This is a genomic window from Bacillus sp. UNC41MFS5, from assembly GCF_000686805.1.
Map to the genome: position 1 here is coordinate 359,899 of NZ_JMLP01000005.1, position 20,369 is coordinate 380,267.

The 20,369-nt window shown below is 39.3% G+C and carries 22 protein-coding genes and 1 other annotated feature; of the genes, 21 read left to right on the plus strand and 1 reads right to left on the minus strand.

Features of this window, described 5'->3' with window-relative positions; genetic code table 11:
- Positions 1-2 precede the first annotated feature (2 nt).
- The 21 genes from BR30_RS0101810 (at position 3) to BR30_RS35580 (ending at position 18,105) form a co-directional block, all read left to right on the plus strand.
- On the plus strand, positions 3-194 hold the full coding sequence (locus BR30_RS0101810; RefSeq protein ID WP_026563482.1) for a hypothetical protein: 192 nt from the start codon (positions 3-5) through the stop codon (positions 192-194).
- An 81-nt stretch (positions 195-275) separates the two neighbouring features.
- Entirely contained in the window at positions 276-410 is a 135-nt protein-coding gene (locus tag BR30_RS35565; protein WP_081825319.1) for a YrzQ family protein, read from the plus strand.
- A gap of 86 nt (positions 411-496) precedes the next feature.
- On the plus strand, positions 497-1,576 hold the full coding sequence (locus tag BR30_RS0101820; RefSeq protein ID WP_026563483.1) for an AI-2E family transporter: 1,080 nt from the start codon (positions 497-499) through the stop codon (positions 1,574-1,576).
- A gap of 63 nt (positions 1,577-1,639) precedes the next feature.
- Positions 1,640-1,868: a binding site (T-box leader), on the plus strand.
- 52 nt (positions 1,869-1,920) lie between these two features.
- The gene (gene alaS, locus BR30_RS0101825) at positions 1,921-4,557 is read left to right on the plus strand and encodes an alanine--tRNA ligase (protein ID WP_026563484.1); all 2,637 of its coding nucleotides are present in this window, start codon (positions 1,921-1,923) and stop codon (positions 4,555-4,557) included.
- 73 nt (positions 4,558-4,630) lie between these two features.
- Positions 4,631-4,897 (plus strand): IreB family regulatory phosphoprotein, encoded by a 267-nt coding sequence (locus BR30_RS0101830; RefSeq protein ID WP_026563485.1) that lies wholly within the window; start codon positions 4,631-4,633, stop codon positions 4,895-4,897.
- Between the two features lie 2 nt (positions 4,898-4,899).
- Positions 4,900-5,316, plus strand: a complete 417-nt coding sequence (ruvX, locus tag BR30_RS0101835) for a Holliday junction resolvase RuvX (RefSeq protein WP_026563486.1) — start codon at positions 4,900-4,902, stop codon at positions 5,314-5,316.
- 12 nt (positions 5,317-5,328) lie between these two features.
- On the plus strand, positions 5,329-5,640 hold the full coding sequence (locus BR30_RS0101840) for a DUF1292 domain-containing protein (protein WP_026563487.1): 312 nt from the start codon (positions 5,329-5,331) through the stop codon (positions 5,638-5,640).
- A gap of 166 nt (positions 5,641-5,806) precedes the next feature.
- On the plus strand, positions 5,807-6,943 hold the full coding sequence (gene mltG / locus BR30_RS0101845; RefSeq protein ID WP_026563488.1) for an endolytic transglycosylase MltG: 1,137 nt from the start codon (positions 5,807-5,809) through the stop codon (positions 6,941-6,943).
- A 303-nt stretch (positions 6,944-7,246) separates the two neighbouring features.
- Positions 7,247-7,897, plus strand: coding sequence for an O-methyltransferase (locus tag BR30_RS0101850; RefSeq protein ID WP_026563489.1), 651 nt, complete (start codon positions 7,247-7,249; stop codon positions 7,895-7,897).
- Positions 7,894-8,823 (plus strand): peptidase U32 family protein, encoded by a 930-nt coding sequence (locus BR30_RS0101855; protein WP_026563490.1) that lies wholly within the window; start codon positions 7,894-7,896, stop codon positions 8,821-8,823. The genes BR30_RS0101850 and BR30_RS0101855 overlap by 4 nt, the downstream gene beginning before the upstream one ends.
- A 14-nt stretch (positions 8,824-8,837) precedes the next feature.
- Positions 8,838-10,109, plus strand: a complete 1,272-nt coding sequence (locus tag BR30_RS0101860) for a peptidase U32 family protein (protein ID WP_026563491.1) — start codon at positions 8,838-8,840, stop codon at positions 10,107-10,109.
- A gap of 1 nt (position 10,110) precedes the next feature.
- Positions 10,111-10,746, plus strand: a complete 636-nt coding sequence (udk, locus tag BR30_RS0101865) for a uridine kinase (protein ID WP_026563492.1) — start codon at positions 10,111-10,113, stop codon at positions 10,744-10,746.
- Between the two features lie 161 nt (positions 10,747-10,907).
- Positions 10,908-11,384: a transcription elongation factor GreA gene (greA, locus tag BR30_RS0101870; protein WP_026563493.1), complete on the plus strand. Its 477-nt coding sequence runs from the start codon at positions 10,908-10,910 to the stop codon at positions 11,382-11,384.
- A gap of 88 nt (positions 11,385-11,472) precedes the next feature.
- Positions 11,473-13,233 carry a peptidoglycan D,D-transpeptidase FtsI family protein gene (locus BR30_RS0101875; RefSeq protein WP_026563494.1) on the plus strand — a complete coding sequence of 587 codons (1,761 nt, stop codon included), beginning with the start codon at positions 11,473-11,475 and terminating at the stop codon, positions 13,231-13,233.
- A gap of 113 nt (positions 13,234-13,346) precedes the next feature.
- A complete protein-coding gene (locus BR30_RS0101880) occupies positions 13,347-14,042 on the plus strand; it encodes a YrrS family protein (protein ID WP_026563495.1) in 696 nt (231 codons plus the stop codon).
- Positions 14,043-14,337: 295 nt separating this feature from the next.
- The gene (gene mtnN, locus BR30_RS0101885; RefSeq protein ID WP_026563496.1) at positions 14,338-15,033 is read left to right on the plus strand and encodes a 5'-methylthioadenosine/S-adenosylhomocysteine nucleosidase; all 696 of its coding nucleotides are present in this window, start codon (positions 14,338-14,340) and stop codon (positions 15,031-15,033) included.
- 13 nt (positions 15,034-15,046) lie between these two features.
- Entirely contained in the window at positions 15,047-15,970 is a 924-nt protein-coding gene (locus BR30_RS0101890) for a PLP-dependent cysteine synthase family protein (RefSeq protein ID WP_026563497.1), read from the plus strand.
- Position 15,971: 1 nt separating this feature from the next.
- Entirely contained in the window at positions 15,972-17,108 is a 1,137-nt protein-coding gene (locus BR30_RS0101895) for a bifunctional cystathionine gamma-lyase/homocysteine desulfhydrase (protein WP_026563498.1), read from the plus strand.
- Between the two features lie 487 nt (positions 17,109-17,595).
- Positions 17,596-17,736: a YrzI family small protein gene (locus tag BR30_RS35570; RefSeq protein ID WP_081825320.1), complete on the plus strand. Its 141-nt coding sequence runs from the start codon at positions 17,596-17,598 to the stop codon at positions 17,734-17,736.
- A 43-nt stretch (positions 17,737-17,779) separates the two neighbouring features.
- Positions 17,780-17,920, plus strand: a complete 141-nt coding sequence (locus tag BR30_RS35575; RefSeq protein ID WP_081825321.1) for a YrzI family small protein — start codon at positions 17,780-17,782, stop codon at positions 17,918-17,920.
- A gap of 44 nt (positions 17,921-17,964) precedes the next feature.
- Positions 17,965-18,105, plus strand: coding sequence for a YrzI family small protein (locus tag BR30_RS35580; RefSeq protein ID WP_081825322.1), 141 nt, complete (start codon positions 17,965-17,967; stop codon positions 18,103-18,105).
- Between the two features lie 451 nt (positions 18,106-18,556).
- On the opposite strand, the gene BR30_RS0101920 is transcribed toward BR30_RS35580, so the two are convergent.
- Positions 18,557-20,353, minus strand: a complete 1,797-nt coding sequence (locus BR30_RS0101920; protein ID WP_026563499.1) for a M3 family oligoendopeptidase — start codon at positions 20,351-20,353, stop codon at positions 18,557-18,559.
- Positions 20,354-20,369: the final 16 nt, after the last annotated feature.

Sequence of the window (20,369 nt, forward strand, 5' to 3'; positions counted from 1 at the left end):
TCATGTTAAAGTGTCCCAATTGTCAAAGCAAGGATATCGGTAAGATTGGTATTAACCAATATTATTGTTGGAATTGCTTTATTGAACTTTCAGTAAACAAAGGCCTAATCAATACCCATCAAGTCGAAGAAGACGGGTCACTTAGTTCCTTGGACGATTTGTTTGAAGAAGAAGAGCGTCGTTACACCCTTTAAGAGAGAAAAGCGGAAACGCTGAGCTAGATCGTTATCAAAGTAGCAGAAACTTATTTAACGTCTATTAAAGAGGTGAAACGTATGAATAAAATGATGACGACGATGATTGCGTTTGGTGCGGGGATGGCGGCCTATAATGTCGCCCAAAGAAATAATATGATGTCCACCCGCAATATGAAAAGAATGACAAGGAAAGTGAAACGAGCGATATTTTAGAACGAATCCCCCTCAAACCAGAGGGGGATTTTAAATGTATATTTCACCCAAGTGTCTCTAAAACTAATCTGAAGGAGGCTTGGAACGTGGAAATTCGAATGAAATGGTATTACCGCATCGGTTTTTTACTCCTTTTATTAATTGCCATTTATGTTTTTCTAAAAATCCGCTTTGTATGGCTGCCAATCCTAAGAGTCGCTGTCATTATTATCCTTCCGTTTGCCATTGGAGGATTTATCACTTATTTACTCCATCCAGTTGTGGAGAAACTACATCAAAAGGGCCTCCACCGAGGGCTTGCTATTTTTCTTATTTATATTTTATTTTTTGGCGGACTGGGCTTTTGCGTGTATAAAGGCGTTCCGGCAATCATTGACCAGATAAAAGACCTCTCTGAAAGTGCACCAGTATTAGCAGAGCAATACAGAGGATGGATTACTACGCTTCAATCGCACACAAGGGAATGGCCAGATGGTCTGCAGACTAGAATGGATGAAGGCATTGATGCGTTTGAAGAAAAACTGGATTCCTTATTAACAGTAATCGTCAATATATTAATTAAGTTTCTTAATTCGGCCTTAATTATGATGATTATACCTTTTATTGCCTTTTATATGTTAAAGGATTTTCCTTTGATAAAACGGGCACTTTGGTATATAACACCTAAACAATGGCGGAGAAAAGGAACACTATTTCTTAAAGATGTCGATGAATCCCTTGGCAGCTATATTAGGGGACAACTCTTGGTATGTATCATTATAGGCAGTGTCTCTGCCCTTTTGTTTTGGCTGTTCCATTTAAATTACCCGTTGATATTAGGTTTAATAGTTGGGATTACAAATGTCATTCCTTATTTTGGACCCATCATCGGAGCAGTCCCTGCCGTCATTATCGCGGCTACATCATCCGTAAAATTGGTATTGATTACATTAGTCATTGTGTTTGGTCTCCAATTTCTAGAAGGAAACATCCTATCCCCCATGATTGTCGGGAAGAGTCTTCATATGCACCCCTTAATTATTATGGGTGCATTAACAGCTGGAGGAGAAATAGGCGGGATTCTGGGATTAATCTTGGCCGTCCCTGTCCTTGTTGTCATCAAAGTAGCCATTATTCACGCGAAAAATCATTTTATCCGAAGGAATGCAAAAGAACCTTCCACTTAAGCGGAAAGATTGATTTGACAAACTTTTTTCGGGTGTCTATAATTCGTGATATAGAGTAATTGTATGAAAATGTTGAAGGATAAAGTATGTTGTAGACCATCTGTATCGCATTTGCGAAGAAGAGAGGAGCTTCCCTAGCTGAAAGAAGCTCTAGATGAAGGACGACAGAAAGCTAATCTGGAGTGCAGCTAATCACTGCCGTATGCCTGCGTTAAGGGATTTTTGAGAGATGGATACGTTTTATTGTATCCATAATCAGGGTGGTACCGCGAGACAAGCTCTCGTCCCTGTTTTTGGGGATGAGGGCTTTTTTGTATGCTTATTTATATAAAGGAGGACTACATATGAAGAATTTAACAGGTTCACAAATTCGTTCCATGTTTTTAGAGTTTTTTAGTAAAGAAAAAGGTCACACAATCGAACCAAGTGCATCACTAGTGCCTCATGATGATCCATCACTTTTATGGATTAACAGTGGTGTCGCAACCTTAAAGAAATATTTTGATGGGCGTGTTGTTCCTGAAAATCCGAGAATTACAAATGCACAGAAATCAATCAGAACCAATGACATTGAGAATGTTGGGAAAACGGCTCGACACCATACATTCTTTGAGATGCTAGGTAACTTTTCCATTGGTGAATATTTTAAGGTGGAAGCGATTGAATGGGCATGGGAGTTCTTAACATCTGAAAAATGGATTGGCTGGGATCCAGAACTGCTATCAGTTACGATCCATCCTGAGGACAACGAGGCATATGACATTTGGCGAAACACAATTGGTTTGCCAGAAGAGCGGATTATTCGTTTGGAAGGGAATTTCTGGGATATTGGAGAAGGTCCAAGCGGCCCGAATACTGAAATTTTTTATGACCGCGGTCCAGAGTATGGAAATAATCCATCAGACCCTGAGCTTTATCCGGGCGGTGAAAATGACCGATATCTTGAAGTCTGGAACCTTGTATTTTCTCAATTCAATCATAATCCTGATGGCACTTATACACCACTGCCAAAGAAAAATATTGATACGGGGATGGGATTAGAACGTATGGCTTCTGTTGTACAAAACGTCCCTACCAATTTTGATACAGATTTATTTATCCCGATTATTCGTGCAACAGAAGAGATTTCTGATGAAAAGTACGGTCAAAACAAAGAAACCGATGTTGCTTTCAAAGTTATTGCTGACCATATTCGGACGGTTGCTTTTGCTGTCGGAGATGGAGCATTGCCTTCCAACGAAGGCCGTGGCTATGTGCTTCGCCGCCTGCTTCGCCGAGCTGTTCGGTATGCAAAACAAATCAACATTAATCGTCCATTCATGTATGAACTCGTACCTGTGGTTGGCGAGATTATGGATGATTTTTATCCAGAAGTTAAGGATAAGACAGATTTCATTCAAAAAGTCATCAAGAGCGAAGAAGAACGCTTCCATGAGACTCTTCATGAAGGCTTAGCGATTCTTGCTACTGTCATTAAGAAGGAAAAAGAAAAAGGCAGTGATATCATCACAGGTGCTGATATTTTCCGACTTTACGATACCTATGGATTCCCTGTTGAATTAACAGAGGAATATGCAGAAGAAGAGGGTATGAAGGTAGATCATGCCGGCTTCGAGGTCGAAATGGAGCAGCAGCGTGAACGTGCACGGGCGGCAAGACAAGATGTCGATTCGATGCAGGTTCAAGGTGGAGTTCTTCGTGATGTAAAGGTCGAGAGTAAATTTGTTGGCTACGATGAACTCAAAACAAATTCCACTGTGGCCGCGATTATTAAAAATGGTGAACTTGTTGACAGTGCGACTAGTGGTGAGGAAGTACAATTAATTCTTGATGTGACACCATTCTATGCCGAGAGCGGCGGTCAAATTGCGGACCGTGGAGTGATCGAAGGTGAAGGTAGCAGCGTTGCTGTTAAGGACGTACAAAAAGCACCTAATGGTCAAAACCTTCATCAAGTCATGGTTACAGCTGGAACCTTAAGAACGAATGACAAGGTGAAAGCTGAAGTGGATGCCGAGAATCGTGTCAAGATTATTAAAAACCATACAGCGACACATTTGTTACACCAAGCCTTAAAAGACGTTCTTGGCGAGCACGTGAATCAAGCTGGTTCCCTTGTAGAACCAGATCGTCTCCGCTTTGATTTTTCGCATTTCGGTCAAATTAAGCCAGAAGAACTTGAACAGGTTGAACAAATCGTCAATGAAAAAATCTGGAGAAATATCGAACTGGACATCAGCTTAAAACCGATTGCTGAAGCAAAAGCAATGGGAGCAATGGCTCTTTTTGGCGAAAAATATGGAGATATTGTCCGTGTAGTAAGGGTGGGAGACTACAGCCTTGAGCTTTGCGGGGGATGCCATGTGCCAAATACCTCTGTGATTGGATTATTTAAGATTGTTTCTGAGGGTGGAATTGGTGCTGGTACAAGAAGGATTGAAGCAATAACCGGTGAATCGGCATACAAGTCTCTAAATGAGCAGGTTGGTTTATTAAAGGATGCAGCTGAGAAACTAAAAACCAATCCTAAAGATATCGCTAACCGAATTGATAGTTTGATGCTTGAAATCAAACAACTTCACAGAGAAAACGAATCTCTTGCGACGAAGCTTGGAAATATTGAAGCTGGAAACCTCGTAACAAAAGCAAAAGAAATTGATGGGGTGACTGTATTAACGGCAAATGTTCAAGGTGCTGATATGAATAACCTCAGAAATATGGCGGATGATTTAAAGCAAAAGCTAGGCTCTGTTGTAATTGTTTTGGGAAGTGCACAGGAAGGAAAGGTAAACTTAATTGCAGCGGTAACGAAGGATCTTATTGAAAAAGGTTACCATGCTGGTAAGTTAATCAAAGAAGTTGCTACACGCTGCGGCGGTGGCGGCGGTGGTCGTCCTGACATGGCTCAAGCTGGTGGTAAAGACCCTGAAAAGCTGGATGCAGCGCTTCAATCCGTAGAGGAATGGGTAAAATCCATTTGATATTGAAATAAAGTAGTGTAAAATGTAGTTAATATAGAATAATTTTCCTCAAATAAAAAGCGAGGTGCATGCAATGAGCTCATTTGACAAAACGATGCGATTCAATTTTCCTGAAGAACCATTTGAACATGATATTAATGATGTTCTTAATCAAGTGTATGAAGCTTTGCAGGAAAAAGGCTATAACCCGATCAACCAAATTGTTGGTTATCTTTTATCTGGAGATCCTGCCTATATTCCACGTCATCGTGATGCCCGCAATATAATTCGCAAGCTTGAACGTGATGAAATTATTGAGGAATTGGTAAAATCCTATCTTAAACAACAGCGAGAGGGTTAATAATGCGCGTATTGGGTTTAGATGTAGGCACGAAGACAGTCGGTGTTGCGTTAAGCGATGAATTTGGCTGGACTGCTCAGGGCCTCACCACTCTCAAAATCAATGAAGAAAGAAATGAGTTTGGTTTTGAGGAAATTGGTCAATTAATAAAAGAGTATCAAGTAGAGAAAGTTGTCATCGGTCTGCCTAAGAACATGAACGGGACCATCGGACCGCGTGCAGAAGCGAGTATGCAATATGCCAATGAAATTGAAAAGCAATTTGCGGTTCAAACAATTCTTTGGGACGAGCGTCTTACAACCATGGCAGCTGAGCGAGTGCTACTTGAAGCCGATGTGAGTCGGAAAAAACGGAAGAAAGTTATTGATAAGATGGCAGCGGTAATGATTCTGCAAGGCTATCTAGATAGTAAAAATTAATGAGGTGAAGAAATGGTAAACGAGCACGAACACGAACATGATGAGGAACAATATATTACATTGGTAGACGAAAATGGTAATGAACAATTACATGAAGTACTTTTTACTTTTGATTCTGAGGAATTCGAAAAATCCTATGTATTCTTTTATCCAGTCGGATCTTTTGATGATGATGAAGAGGATGTCGACATTCATGTCTATGCCTACATTCCAACAGAAGACGGCGGATATGGTCCGTTAATGCAAATTGAAACGGATGAAGAATGGGATATGGTTGAAGAAGTTTTCAATACCTTCAACGAAGACCAAGAAGACGAAGAATAGAAAGTGAAAAACCGGCCATTTCCATGGCCGGTTTTTTTATAGATTGCGTTTTATAATCCGACAAATTTATTGTTAAATTGACATTTTTCTTACTATATGCTGAAATAATTAAGATGGTCTATTTTTTCGTGCGTCGTTCTATGAGTCAAAGGAAAGGGGGAGTCAGATGACAACAGACAAAACAGATACAAAAAAAGATGTTATTCGTAAAAAAATGTTAGAACATCAAAAAGAAGCAAAAGTTGTCAGAAAGATAGTTTTGATTATTTCCATTTTATTGCTATTATTTATACTCTTAATTAGTGGTGGAGGATATTTGTATATAGATTCAGCGCTTAAACCTATTGACGCAGGTAGTAAGAAGTTTAAACAGGTTGATATTCCGTTGGGTTCATCGGTCACTGGTATTGCCGAAACATTAGAATCAAATGGCATAATAAAGAGTGCAAAAGTATTCAAATATTATGTTAAGTTAAAAAATGAAGGCGGGTTTATGGCAGGGCAATATCAACTAAGTCCGTCTATGGATGTTCCTGAAATCGTCAATCGCCTCAAGACAGGAAAAGTACTGGCACAAGCCAGCTTCAAAATTACGATACCTGAAGGAAAACAACTAAAAGAAATCGCTGCGATAATGGCGAAAGCTACTAAACAGAATGAAAATGATGTGTTTAATAAATTGAACGATCAGGAATTTATTAAAACATTGATGGCTAAATATCCTGATATCTTAACAGAAGAAATTTTAAATTCTTCAGTGAAATATCCTCTTGAGGGGTATTTATACCCTGCAACCTATCCGTTTTATAAAAACAATCCCTCAGTAGAGGAAATGGTTGCCGCTATGCTTACGAAAACGCGGGCAGTATTATCTGATTATGCGGAACAAAGTGAGAAGAAAAAGCTTTCTGTTCATCAACTTTTGACAATGGCCTCTTTAGTCGAAGAGGAAGCAACCGAAAAAGCAGACCGCAAAACGATTGCAAGTGTATTTTATAATCGCATAAAAAAGGGAATGATGCTCCAAACGGATCCAACCGTTCTCTATGCCCAAGGGAAACACAAGGCAAGGGTATTATATAAGGATCTTGAAGTGGATTCTCCCTATAACACCTATCAAAATACCGGTTTACCTCCTGGTCCAATTGCCAATGCCGGAAAGTCTTCGATTGAAGCATCACTTAATCCTGCGCAAACAGATTATTATTACTTCATAGCAACAGCTGACGGAGATGTTATTTTTACAAAAACACTCGAAGAACATAATATAGAAAAAGCAAAACATATTACTAGTAAAAAATAATGGATTCCACGAGGGAAACTATCGCTTTCCCTCGTTTTTGTATTGAAATTTACAATTGGTTTATGATAAAATAGTTCAAGTGTTTTAATAAAGGATCCATAGCGTAACTCACAGTAAAGGTACTCTAAGCAACAACTGCTTGGAACGCATGATGGCGGATTTTTACCGTTAAATGCTGAAGATTACTGTGAACGCTATTTTTTCATGTCTAAAGAGCATTATGGATAGAGATAATAAAAGTATTTTACTTAGAGAATTGCTACATGAGTGCAATTCTTATTTAAGGATAGAGGTGAGGGCAGCTTGTTAAATGAAAAGCTGCATTCTTATATAGAAGGTCTTATTTCAGAACGAAATCCGTTACTAACAGAAATGGAAAACTATGCTAGTATTCATAATGTTCCTATTATGGAACTCTCTGGTATAGAAACCATGCTTCAATTATTGCGAATTAATCGTTCGGAAAGAATACTTGAGGTAGGCACGGCAATCGGTTATTCAGCATTACGAATGGCTGATGCACTGCCAAAAGCCCATATAGTTACCATAGAACGAGATATGGAACGGCTGCAAGTGGCAGAAGAATTTATCCAACGTTCGGAACATCATAATCAAATTACTTTGATCAAAGGTGATGCACTAGAGGTTGAGGATGCTGTGAAAGAACATGCCACATTTGACGTCATTTTTATTGATGCAGCAAAAGGTCAATATAAAAAGTTCTTCGAAATGTATTCAAAATATTTAAGTGACGATGGAATGATTATTACTGATAATGTTTTATTTAAAGGACTGGTTGCCGAACCAGAAATTGAAACAAAAAGAATCCGTAATCTTGTTAAAAAAATTGATGAATTTAACCACTGGTTAATGAGCCACCCAGATTACCATTCGGTCATTCTACCCGTAGGGGATGGGGTTGCGATAAGTAAAAGAAGAGGTGAGAGTAAATGAAAAAACCGGAATTACTTGTAACTCCCTTGACAGTTGATGATATCTTGCCATTAATTGAAGCAGGAGCAGATGCGTTTGTAATTGGTGAACAACGCTATGGGCTGAGGCTGGCTGGTGAATTTACCCGTGATGATGTACAAAAAACAATTGAACTAGCTCATTCAAAAGATAAAAAGGTCTATGTGGCCTTGAATGCGATTTTTCATAATGAAAAAATTGCTGAATTAGATGATTATATTAAATTTGTATCAGATGCTAAGGCTGATGCAATTATTTTTGGTGATCCGGCTGTATTAATGACCGTCAGAGAAGTTGCTCCTGATATGAAACTCCATTGGAGTACGGAAACCACTGGAACTAACTGGTTTACCTGCAACTATTGGGGCACAAAAGGGGCGAAAAGAGCTGTCCTAGCACGAGAAATAAATATGGATGCCGTTGTGGAAACAAAAGAAAATGCAGAAGTGGAAATCGAAGTCCAAGTTCATGGGATGAGTTGTATGTTCCAATCGAAACGCTCCTTGCTGGGGAATTATTATGAATACCAAGGGAAGGTATTGGAAATCGAAAACCGCAAAATGGAAAAGAACATGTTTCTCCATGATAAAGAGCGTGAAAATAAATATCCCATTTTTGAAGACGAAAATGGCACACATATTATGAGCCCAAATGATATTTGTATCATTGATGAACTGCAAGAGATGCTAGAAGCGGGTGTTGACTCGTTTAAAATAGATGGAATCTTAAAAAGCGCTGAATATATTCTTGCAGTAACAAAGGCTTACCGTGAAGCAATCGATTTGTTTAGTGAAGATCCAGACGCATATGAAGATAAAAAGGACGAGCTATTAGCTGCAATTGAAGAAATTCAGCCAGAAAATCGTTCATTAGATACAGGATTCTATTTTAAAGAGACAGTGTACTAAGGAGGGGTTCAACTATGAATACAGTTAAAGATAAGATTTCTGAAATTATCGATGGAAAACGTGTCATTGTAAAGAAGCCGGAACTCCTTGCTCCAGCTGGAAATCTCGAAAAATTAAAAATTGCTGTCCATTATGGTGCCGACGCCGTGTTTATTGGCGGCCAAGAGTATGGACTTCGTTCAAATGCAGACAACTTTACCTTCGAAGAAATGAAAGAAGGGGTTGAGTTTGCTAAGAGCTACGGAGCAAAGATTTATGTGACCACTAACATTTTTGCTCATAATGAAAATTTGGATGGATTAGAAGAATATATCCTAGGCTTGAAGGAAACTGGAATTGCGGGAATTATTGTCGCAGACCCGTTAATTATTGAAACCTGCCGCCGTCTTGCGCCGGAAATTGAAATCCATATTAGTACACAACAATCACTTTCTAACTGGAAGGCAGCTCAGTTCTGGAAAGAGGCCGGGGCAGAGCGAGTCGTTTTAGCACGTGAGGTAAGTGCTGATGAAATTAAAGAAATGAAAGAAAAGGTCGACGTTGAGATTGAAACCTTTATTCATGGTGCCATGTGTATCGCTTATTCCGGCCGTTGTACATTGAGCAACCATATGACTGCAAGGGATTCGAATCGTGGTGGCTGCTGTCAATCATGCCGCTGGGATTATGATCTTTACCAACTTGAAGGAAGCGATGCAGAAGTGGCTCTCTATGAAGAGGGGGACGCTCCGTTTGCAATGAGCCCGAAAGATCTTAACTTAATTCAAGCAATCCCGCAAATGATTGAACTTGGAATCGATAGTTTAAAAATTGAAGGCCGAATGAAATCCATCCACTATATTGCAACAGTCGTTAGTGTATATCGCAAAGTCATCGATGCCTATTGCGCCGATCCTGAGAATTTTGTCATACAGAAGGAATGGTTAACAGAGCTGGACAAGTGTGCCAATCGGGAAACAGCACCAGCATTTTTTGAAGGTGTTCCGGGGTATAAAGAGCAAATGTTTGGTAATCATAGCAAGAAGACAAATTTTGAATTTGTAGGTCTTGTTTTGGATTATAATCCAGAAACCCAAATGGTTACTCTTCAGCAGCGTAACCATTTTAAACCAGGTGAAGAAGTGGAATTTTTTGGACCTGAAATTCAAAACTTTACACATGTAATTGATAAAATTTGGGATGAAAAAGGGAATGAATTGGACGCTGCAAGACATCCACTTCAAATTGTACAATTTAAAGTGGACAAACCGGTCTACCCTAACAACATGATGCGAAAGGAGAACTAGCATGATGCGCAAACCGGTTGTTATTGGTGTAACCGGCGGCTCCGGCTCCGGAAAAACCAGTGTAACAAAATCCATTTATGAAACGTTGAAAGATCATTCCATTTTAGTGCTAGAACAGGATTATTATTATAAGGACCAGAGTAATTTACCATTTGAAGCGCGTTTGAAAACAAATTATGATCACCCGCTCGCCTTTGATAATGACTTACTAATTGAACATATCGAACAACTTTTACGATATGAAATCATCCAAAAACCTGTTTATGACTATTCAATCCATACACGTTCAGACAAGGTCATCCCTGTAGAACCAAAAGATGTTATCATTTTAGAGGGAATCTTAGTACTTGAAGATGAACGCCTCCGAAATTTAATGGACATTAAATTGTACGTAGATACGGATGCGGATTTACGAATTATCCGCCGTTTGACTCGTGATATCAGTGAGCGGGGCAGGACCTTTGATTCCGTTATTGAACAATATTTAAATGTTGTTCGTCCGATGCATAATCAATTTATCGAACCTACTAAGCGATATGCAGATATCATTATCCCTGAAGGCGGCCATAACCATGTGGCGATTGATTTAATGGTCACAAAAATTCAAACAATTCTTGAACAAAAGTCATTTTTATGAAACAATAGCAAAGAATAGTCTAAATATAAATTTCAGACTGAAAAAATATTTTCTGTCGCGCGCCCTTTTAAAAGAGGACGCGCTACTATCTATTATGCTGATTGGCATAGAATTACATAAAGTACATACACAATTCTTAAGGACTAGAAGGAGTGAGGGTTTTGGCTACAGAGAAAGTATTTCCGATGACACAAGCAGGTAAAGAAAAACTTATCCAAGAACTTGAATATTTAAAAGCTGTGAAACGTAAAGAAGTGGTGGAGAGAATTAAAATCGCGAGAAGTTTTGGTGATTTGTCTGAAAACTCTGAGTACGATTCCGCGAAAGAGGAACAGGCATTTGTTGAAGGCCGAATTACCACATTAGAAAATATGATTCGTAATGCCAAGATCATTGCAGAGGCTGCCATGGCAAGTGACTCTGTAACATTAGGAAGTTCTGTTACGTTTGTTGAGCTTCCAGATGGCGATGAAGAAACGTATTCGATTGTTGGCAGCGCTGAAGCTGATCCATTTGAAGGGAAAATCTCTAATGATTCCCCAATCGCCAAAAGCCTTTTAGGTAAAAAAGTAGGCGATCAAGTATCAGTTCAAACTCCTGGCGGAGAAATGAGCGTCCGAATCGTTAGTATAAAATAATCGTAATTATAACTATTTTTGGTCTTTCATTTGAATAATTGATTGAAATAAGAAAACCTCGTCAAAACTTTTGACGAGGTGTTTTTTTATGTGGCGAAAACGAGCGATAGGATGGCTTATTATTTCTATAACCGGTTTGCTATTACTTTTAGCACGTTTAATGCAAATACAGTTAATTGAGACGGAGACTTTTTCGAAACATAATGTAAATTTATTAGAAGAAAGTGTAAAACAACGAACACAGGAACTAGTTATTGATAATGGCAGGGGAAATTTTCTAGACAGAAATGGTGACATGCTAACGCATAAAAAGGTGTCCGTTCTCGTCCTTTTCCCTTTTTTAAAAAAAATGGATTGGGATGCTGACCGGGTATCTGACATCTCTGGTGTACCTGTAGAGGTCCTTAAAATGGCTGTGGAGGGAGCGAAGAAGCCATTTGCCTATGGTGACCCTGAACCAGTAGAACTTACGACTTCACAAAAGGAAAGAATCAATAGTTTGAAGATCCCAGGTGTATTTGCGATTGAAAAGAAATTTGAGCGTTCAGAAGTACCAGCAGAACAGCTAATTGGGCTTACAGGAGAAAATGCAACCGAATTAAAGAAACGTTACCCGGATAAAGAACTAGCGGAGAAAACCTTGATTGGTGTATCAGGGCTGGAAGAAAGCTTTGATGAATTCCTCCTTCCTGAAGGAAAGTCTAAGCTAGTTTATCATGTTGATGGAGGCGGGGCACCCCTGTTTGGAATTAATGTGAAATATGTGGATCCGGCCAATCCGTTTTATCCTGTTAATATTCGGACAACCCTTGATAAGAATCTGCAGCAAAAAGCGGAGGATTTAGTGGATCAATTTCAAATTAAAAAAGGGGGACTGGTTCTTCTTAATATTGAGGATAATAGCATCCTTTCACTTGTTTCGCGGCCAACCATCAATAAAAATGACCCCTATAATGGTGCAGGAATGACAAATATGATGCTAAAACAGCAGATCATGGGCTCAGTTTTCAAAACGGTTGTTGCAGCAGCGGCAATTGATCATAATCTTGATAATGCGAAGCGATTGTTTGATTGTAGTAAAAAAATTAATGGAAAACCAGAGTTAAGATATAATTACGGAATGTTGGACTTTACCAATAGTTTTGCGAGAAGCTGTAATCGGACTTTCGGAGAAGTAGCAAAGGAATTGCAAAAAATAAATCCACACCTTTTAGAAGACTATGCAGAAAAACTTTCGCTTACAAGTTCTGTTGGCTGGCATGGTGATATTTTTCATACAAATGATTTTAAACAAATGGCTGATGAAGATAAAGGAAGAGTGTTTCTATCGGATGATGCAAGAAAGGATGCTAATATCGCAGCCATGTCTGGCATTGGACAGCATGAGGTACGGGCAACGCCATTGGCAGTCGCTAATATGATGGCAACAATCGCAAGAGGTGGAGAAAAGGAGACGGTAAGAGCCGTCTCAAAAATAGAGTATAAGAATGGGACGACTATGGCTGATTTCCCAAAGCAAAACCTAAAAGGTGATAACATCTCTCCTTATACCGCAATGAAACTTCAGAGATTACTGCGGGAAGTTGTAGTAAACCCAAATGGAACGGGAAGATGGTTTAAGAACTTGCCCTACGAGGTCGCAGGGAAATCCGGAACAGCAGAGACTGGAAAATATCAAGCGGGGATGCAGCTGCATAATAAATGGTTCGCAGGTTATTTCCCTTACGAAAATCCAAAATATGTCCTTGTTGCCGTGAATTTAGATGTGCTCGATTCGGAGGGCGGGGTAAATTTGTTATTTGCTGAGATGGTAAAAATGCTGTATCAAAAAGATCATGGATTGCAATAGGAAATGGTTTTTCCTTCAAGTTCTCTTAAAATCATGTTAGAATATTGAGAGTCTATAAATGTCTGGCTCCAGTCTAAAGCGGAGTTTCTGATTTTACTTAGGAGGGAATAAAATTGACTAATGACATTAATTCTAATTCGCGTTCAGGTTATCGTTCGAAAAGAAAAAAGACTAATATCGTCTTAAATAGTTTAATCGTCGTTGTGCTCTTACTCATAATTTTTGTCGCATACAATATTTTTGCAACTGGAAATGATAATGCTTCACCAAAAAAGGAAACGACGAAAACAGAACAAAAAGAAACAGTACAAAAGGATACGGAGAAAACAAAGGCAGAAGATGTCACCTCAAATGAGGACGACAATGTTACTGATACTGCTACCGAAGAAGACAAACTAAGTGAAGAGACTTCAACAACGGAGGAAGCCGCAACGACAGAAGATACTTCGGCTACTGAGGAAGCGGATGAATCACAGGAAGTGGTAGCAGAGGGTGACGGGGTAAAAGAGACTGAAAATTCATCTTGGCAGCCTGTTGGTACAACTCAAACAGGCGAACATACTGCTAATTATGATAGTTCTTCCGCTGACTGGCAAGAAATGTTGAATGCCATTTCGTATGCCACTGGCTTAGATAAAGCAAACATGACAGTATACTGGCTTGGAAGAGATAAATCTACCACAAATGGCTCGTTTAGCACAGTCGCTTCAAAAGATAATAAGCAGAAGTACAATGTCTACCTTCAGTGGGTTGATGGCCAAGGCTGGAAACCTACCAAGGTAGAAGATCTATCAGGAACAGGCCAGTAATGATTGAGAAAAACCTCTCGAGATTTTCGAGAGGTTTTTTGTATGGATGTATTTCTTGGGAACAGGTTTTTCACTAACCCATATTATACTTATAGGATTGGTGATATAGTTCAGGTGGGGGAAAAATTGGAGAAGTACTTGCTGTTTTATTAGCATGCTTTTTTCAAAAACGGTAGAATAGTGTTTGCGGATACGATGAATGAATCCGAGGAAGATTATAAGCAGAAACGTTACGACCTTTAAACAAAGCAATAGAGCTATAAAAGGCGTAAAAAAATGAGAAAGAGGTCCAAGTATGAAAATAGCAATTATCGGAGCAATGGAAGAAGAAGTTACCTTACTTAGAGACAATATCGACAATCAAACACAAGAAACCGTCGCAGGATGTGAGTTTACTTTTGGGCAAATGCATGGGGCGGATGTTATTTTGCTCCGCTCTGGAATCGGTAAAGTAAATGCGGCCATGTCAACAACTATCCTGCTAGAAAAATATACGCCTGATTGTATCATTAACACTGGTTCTGCAGGTGGCTTTAACCCTTCACTTAATGTTGGAGATGCGGTTATTTCGACTGAAGTCCGACACCATGATGTCGATGTAACGGCATTTGGATATGAATATGGTCAAGTACCACAGCTGCCTGCTGCATTTTTGGCAGATGAAAAATTAATTACAGTCGCTGAAACAGCTGCACAAGAGCTTGATAATTTCCAAATTGTTAAAGGCTTAATTGTCACAGGAGACTCATTCATGGAAGACCCGGTCCGAGTTGATTTTGTCCGTTCCAAATTTAATGACTTGCAAGCTGTGGAAATGGAAGCAGCTGCGATTGCGCAAGTGGCCCATCGATTTGATGTTCCTTTCGTAATTATTCGCTCGCTTTCAGATATTGCTGGAAAAGAATCCGAACTTTCGTTTGATCAATTTATTGATAAAGCGGCGACCAATTCTGCAACTCTTGTAATGAAAATGGTGGCAGCTTTACGATAGTAGAGGTGAAAACATGAAGGTTTACAAAAATGTTCATGAACTCATCGGGCATACACCGATTGTTGAAATTTCACAGTTTCCTTTGCCTGACGGAGTTCGTATTTTTGCGAAGCTAGAATTTATGAATCCAGGCGGCAGTGTAAAAGACCGTCTTGGGGTCGAGCTATTACAGGAAGCATTTGCATCTGGAAAATTGCAGACCGGTGGGATTGTAATTGAACCCACCGCCGGGAATACCGGGATTGGTTTAGCACTTGCTGCTATTAACAAAGGAGTACAGGTGATACTATGTGTTCCTGAAAAGTTTAGCATAGAAAAGCAAGATTTAATGAAAGCACTAGGGGCTAAAATCGTTCATACTCCAACTGAGCAAGGGATGAAAGGGGCAATTGCCAAGGCTGAACAGCTACTGAAGGAAATGCCTGGTTCGTATTGTCCACAGCAATTTGGTAACCCTGCTAACCCTGAAACGTATTATAAAACACTTGGCCCGGAGCTTTGGGATCAAATGGACGGTCAAATTGATATCTTTGTTGCGGGAGCAGGCACTGGCGGAACATTTATGGGAACTGCTCGTTACTTAAAGGACCAAAAGAATTCAGTGAAAACAGTGATTGTTGAGCCTGAGGGCTCCATCCTAAACGGTGGAGAATCAGGTCCGCATAAGACCGAGGGGATTGGAATGGAATTTTTGCCAGGATATATGGATCCAGATTATTTTGATGCAATTCATACTGTACCGGATGATACTGCTTTTGCCTTGGTAAAGGAAATAGCTATGAAAGAAGGCTTACTGGTGGGCAGCTCTTCGGGTGCTGCATTTCATGCTGCATTGAAAGAAGCTGAGGCAGCGGAGCCTGGCACAAATATCGTGGTTATTTTCCCTGACGGAAGCGAACGTTATTTAAGCAAGAAGATTTTTGAAGGAGGTATTTAGATTGAAAAGGAAAACACAATTGATTCATGGCGGAATAAGTAATGACCCTGCAACGGGGGCGGTTACCTTTCCCATTTATCAAGTGAGTACGTATAAGCAAGAAGGTGTCGGTGGACATAAGGGTTATGAATATTCTCGTACCGGTAATCCAACAAGATTTGCGCTTGAGGAATTGATTAAGGAGCTTGAAGGAGGCAAAGCAGGATTTGCCTTTGGCTCTGGGATGGCGGCCATGACAGCAGTAATGATGCTGTTTAACAGTGGTGATCATGTCATTTTAACAGATGATGTTTACGGTGGCTCGTTTCGTGTTATGACTAAAGTCTTGAATCGATTAGGAATTGATTCTACTTTTGTTGATACAAGTAAAGCCGAAAATATTTTAAGTGTAATTAAACCAAATACGAAAGCGATCCATTTAGAAACACCTACCAACCCGCTTCTAAAGATTACTGATATTGAGGCAGTTGCAAAGCTTGCAAAAGAACATAACCTGTTAACCATCGTCGATAATACATTTTCGACACCTTATTGGCAAAATCCAATTGAACTTGGTGCAGATATTGTTGTGCATAGTGCCACCAAATATCTTGGAGGGCACAGCGATGTCGTCGCAGGATTAGCTGTTGTAAACAGTGAAAAGCTCGCCGAAGATCTCCATTTTGTGCAAAATTCAACAGGAGGAATCTTAGGTCCGCAAGATTCCTATTTATTAATTCGTGGGATTCGTACGTTAGGGGTTCGCTTGGAAGAGATGGAAGCCAATACAAAAGCTATTGTAGAATTTCTACAAGGACACGAGAATGTGAAAAAAGTTTATTACCCTGGGATTGAAACACATCCAAATCATCAAATCGCTAAAAAGCAAACAAGAGGTTTTGGCGGGATGGTTTCATTTGATGTTGGAAGCGCCGAGAACGCTGATAAATTACTTAGTAAGGTGAAATATTTTACATTAGCTGAAAGTCTTGGAGCAGTAGAAAGCTTGATTTCAGTACCAGCAAGAATGACACATGCATCAATTCCAGCAGAACGCAGAGCAGAACTTGGCATCACAGATGGCCTCGTAAGAATCTCAGTGGGATTAGAAGACGCAGAAGACCTCATTGAGGACCTAGACAATGCATTAAAAGCTTAAACCTTTGGTGTCAGGTACCATGTGAAGAATTCACATGGTACCTGACACCCTTTTTTAAAATTAGGCTTATTAATTAATTTAAAAAAACTTCTGTAAAAAAGGTTTACAAAGTAATGGTGTGTGGATATAATTACCGTAGTAAGTAAATTATTCCAAAAAGGAGGTCGAAGAAAATGATGTTAGCTCTAACTGGCAAGACTGTTGCACCAATTGGCATGACTTTAGCATCTACAACTGTATATTTGAATATCAAACATTCGACCCGACTGGAATGGATTGCTTAAGATTACGTTAAGTTACCCATACATATCCATGCCGCAGGGAGAATGACTCTTTGCGGTATTTTTGTGCCTAAAAATCACCGGACCGCAGGGGATAATCTTCTGCGGCCTTTTTGTGCCCTTTTTGAGAGCATTTTGGATATGTGCAGCATAGATTAAACTTGTTGCGGCTAGATTATGAAGGTTTTTTAAGGAGGTGGGACCCAATGACCCTGAATATACTCTTCTTCACGATTACATTTAAAAAACGTGAGATAAGTCTTCAAGAGGCTGCAAACCAAGAAATGGTTGAAAAGCTTTATGAACAAAACAAAGATAAACAAATTTCCATGTACCGCTATATGTAATGGAAATACTTAATTAAACGAGAAAATTAAGGAAGTGAACAGAATGACTCTAAATATTATCTTCTTTTCGATCACAATTAGGAAACGAAAAGTAAGCACAGATGAATCTATCCATCAGGAAATGGTTGAAAAGCTTTATGAGCAAAACAAGGATAAGCAAATTTCCATGTACCGCTATATGTAATGGAAATCCTTAATTAAAAGAATGAAACAAGGAAGTGAACAGAAATGACTCTAAATATCATCTTTTTTACGATCACGATTAAGAAAAGAAAAGTAAGCACAGAAGAAGCTATTCATCAAGAAATGGTTGAAAAGCTTTATGAACAAAACAAAGATCGTCAAGCATCCATGTTCCGTAGCATGTAATTAGCAAAAAATTTGGTAACAAGAAAGGTGGTTTTATATATGGTGTTTTTATTAATGCAAGGTCGGGGTGCAAGTTTCTGGATTATGAAGGATACCACCTAGCTGAGGATAAAAATTAGGAGGTAACGAGATGCCGCTCCATATCTTATTATTGTCGCTATTCTTTAAATCAAAGAAAAAAAGTTCTTAATGATATCATAGGTAAAAATAATTGCTAATAGCTTAAAGTTTTTGTTAACAAAATGTTCAAATCTCCCTCTGATAGATACTGTGAAAATATGATAAATTCAAGTTAGAAAGAACAGGATCTATCTAAGGGGTGGAGAATATGTTCATGGTTGTGATGGCGATCGTCATTACTGCGGCAATCAGTTGCGTAATTTCAGCTGAACTTAGTGTAGAATAAAAGTAAGCATCGACCACACGAATCGGTCGATGCTTTTATTTTTCCTTATTTCTCTGTTAGCATTAAGAATTCATCAATATCATCAAGACAAATTCGAACAGCTTTCTCCCAGAAATCTGGTTGAGTTAAATCAACCTGTAAATGTTTCTTTGCAAGTTCTTCGACTGACATTGATGCAGTATCCCTTAACAGGTCAATGTACTTTTCTTCATAACCTTTACCTTCCTCTAACGCCTGTGCATAAATGCCAAGTGAGAAAAGAAAACCAAATGTATATGGGAAATTATAAAACGGAACTCCTGTAATAAAGAAGTGTAGTTTCGAAGCCCAGAATAATGGATGATACTCTTCTAATGCATCGCTATATGCCTCTTTTTGAGCTTCAAGCATTAACTCATTTAAGCGTTCCACCGCAACAGGACCTTGTTTTCTTTCCGCATAAAAACGTGTTTCGAATAAGAAGCGGGCATGGATATTCATTAATAAGGCAACCGTTCTTTGGATTTTGTCATCTAATAGAACGAGCTTTTCTTCTTCATCCTTCGCATTTTTCACTGCTGCATCTGCAACAATCATTTCAGCAAAGGTTGAAGCCGTTTCAGCGACATTCATTGCATAATTGCGGTTGAGATGATGGACACCCTTCATGGCAAATGTGTGGAAGCCATGACCAAGTTCATGAGCTAATGTTGAAACGTTTGACGGTGTCCCTGAGTAAGTCATGAAAATGCGGGACTGATTACTTTCCGGAAAGAATGTACAAAAACCGCCAGGTGCTTTTCCAGGACGATCTTCCCCCTCAATCCATCGCTCCTCAAATGCTTTTCGAGCAAAAGAAGCCATTTTCTCTCCAAAAATCGCGAAGTTCTGTTCGATAAATTTAGCTCCCTCTTGATAAGTAACCTTTGAAGCCGTTTTTCCGTATGGGGCATCTAAATCGTACCAGCTCAATTTTTCAATACCTAAGAGCAAGGCTTTCCGCTCTAAATACTTAACGAGTTTTTGTTTATTATCCGAAATGACCGCCCACATGGTTTCCAGCGTTTCCTTTTCCATACGGTTAATGCTGAGTGGTTCTTTCAATATATCCTCCCAGCCTCTTTTCTGGTAAACATTTAAGCGAAAGCCAGAAAGATGATTAAGGGTTTTGGCTAAAAAATCAGCCTGTTCTCCCCAAGCCTTCTCCCAATTCGCAAAGATCGCTGCGCGGATTTCTCTGTCAGGGCTTGAAAATTTGTTAAAAGCCTGACCGACTGACAGCTGTTTTTCTTCTCCGTTTTCGTTAAAAGGGATTTTTATTTTTCCAACGATTAAATCATACAACTGACCCCAACTATGATAACCATCCACACCAAGGGCACTAATTAATGCTTCCTCTTCTTTAGAGAGTTTATCTTTTGCACGTTCACGTCGTTCCGTTAATATGTAAGAAAGTACATTTAATTGTTCATCCGCTAACAGCTTCGTCCAAACTTCATCAGTAATTGATGTTAATGAACTGTCAAACTTACTAAGAGCTGTTTGGAAGGCAGCACTTAAGCTGGTTACTTTCGCGTCCAGGTTATTAGCTTTTTTATCGTCTGTATTTTGTGCCTGCAAACACCCAACAAAGGCACCTGCCTGACGCAGCTTTTTAGCAGCATACTCAAAATCTTCAAGTAATTCTTTCAAGAGTTTTGCGTCTTCAGTGGAATTGAGTGGCGACCAGTTATTCACTTTTGCTTGGAATAGCTCAATTAATTCTAAGGTGAGGATTAAGTGGTTTGCAAATTCTGCGGAATCACTGCCACCTTTAAAAATTACGTCCAGGTCCCAAACATCCAAATATGGAGTGGTTGTCATTCTATATACCCCCTTA

Excerpts from the sequence above, each read along its gene's own strand:
- udk (WP_026563492.1), top strand. The coding sequence starts at position 10,111 with ATGATGCGCAAACCGGTTGTTATTGGTGTAACCGGCGGCTCCGGCTCC.
- BR30_RS0101890 (WP_026563497.1), top strand. The coding sequence starts at position 15,047 with ATGAAGGTTTACAAAAATGTTCATGAACTCATCGGGCATACACCGATT.
- mltG (WP_026563488.1), top strand. The coding sequence starts at position 5,807 with ATGACAACAGACAAAACAGATACAAAAAAAGATGTTATTCGTAAAAAA.
- alaS (WP_026563484.1), top strand. The coding sequence starts at position 1,921 with ATGAAGAATTTAACAGGTTCACAAATTCGTTCCATGTTTTTAGAGTTT.
- BR30_RS0101860 (WP_026563491.1), top strand. The coding sequence starts at position 8,838 with ATGAATACAGTTAAAGATAAGATTTCTGAAATTATCGATGGAAAACGT.
- BR30_RS35570 (WP_081825320.1), top strand. The coding sequence starts at position 17,596 with ATGACCCTGAATATACTCTTCTTCACGATTACATTTAAAAAACGTGAG.
- BR30_RS0101810 (WP_026563482.1), top strand. The coding sequence starts at position 3 with ATGTTAAAGTGTCCCAATTGTCAAAGCAAGGATATCGGTAAGATTGGT.
- BR30_RS0101920 (WP_026563499.1), bottom strand. The coding sequence starts at position 20,353 with ATGACAACCACTCCATATTTGGATGTTTGGGACCTGGACGTAATTTTT.
- BR30_RS0101830 (WP_026563485.1), top strand. The coding sequence starts at position 4,631 with ATGAGCTCATTTGACAAAACGATGCGATTCAATTTTCCTGAAGAACCA.
- BR30_RS0101855 (WP_026563490.1), top strand. The coding sequence starts at position 7,894 with ATGAAAAAACCGGAATTACTTGTAACTCCCTTGACAGTTGATGATATC.
- BR30_RS35565 (WP_081825319.1), top strand. The coding sequence starts at position 276 with ATGAATAAAATGATGACGACGATGATTGCGTTTGGTGCGGGGATGGCG.
- BR30_RS0101875 (WP_026563494.1), top strand. The coding sequence starts at position 11,473 with ATGTGGCGAAAACGAGCGATAGGATGGCTTATTATTTCTATAACCGGT.
- mtnN (WP_026563496.1), top strand. The coding sequence starts at position 14,338 with ATGAAAATAGCAATTATCGGAGCAATGGAAGAAGAAGTTACCTTACTT.
- BR30_RS35580 (WP_081825322.1), top strand. The coding sequence starts at position 17,965 with ATGACTCTAAATATCATCTTTTTTACGATCACGATTAAGAAAAGAAAA.
- BR30_RS0101840 (WP_026563487.1), top strand. The coding sequence starts at position 5,329 with ATGGTAAACGAGCACGAACACGAACATGATGAGGAACAATATATTACA.
- ruvX (WP_026563486.1), top strand. The coding sequence starts at position 4,900 with ATGCGCGTATTGGGTTTAGATGTAGGCACGAAGACAGTCGGTGTTGCG.
- BR30_RS35575 (WP_081825321.1), top strand. The coding sequence starts at position 17,780 with ATGACTCTAAATATTATCTTCTTTTCGATCACAATTAGGAAACGAAAA.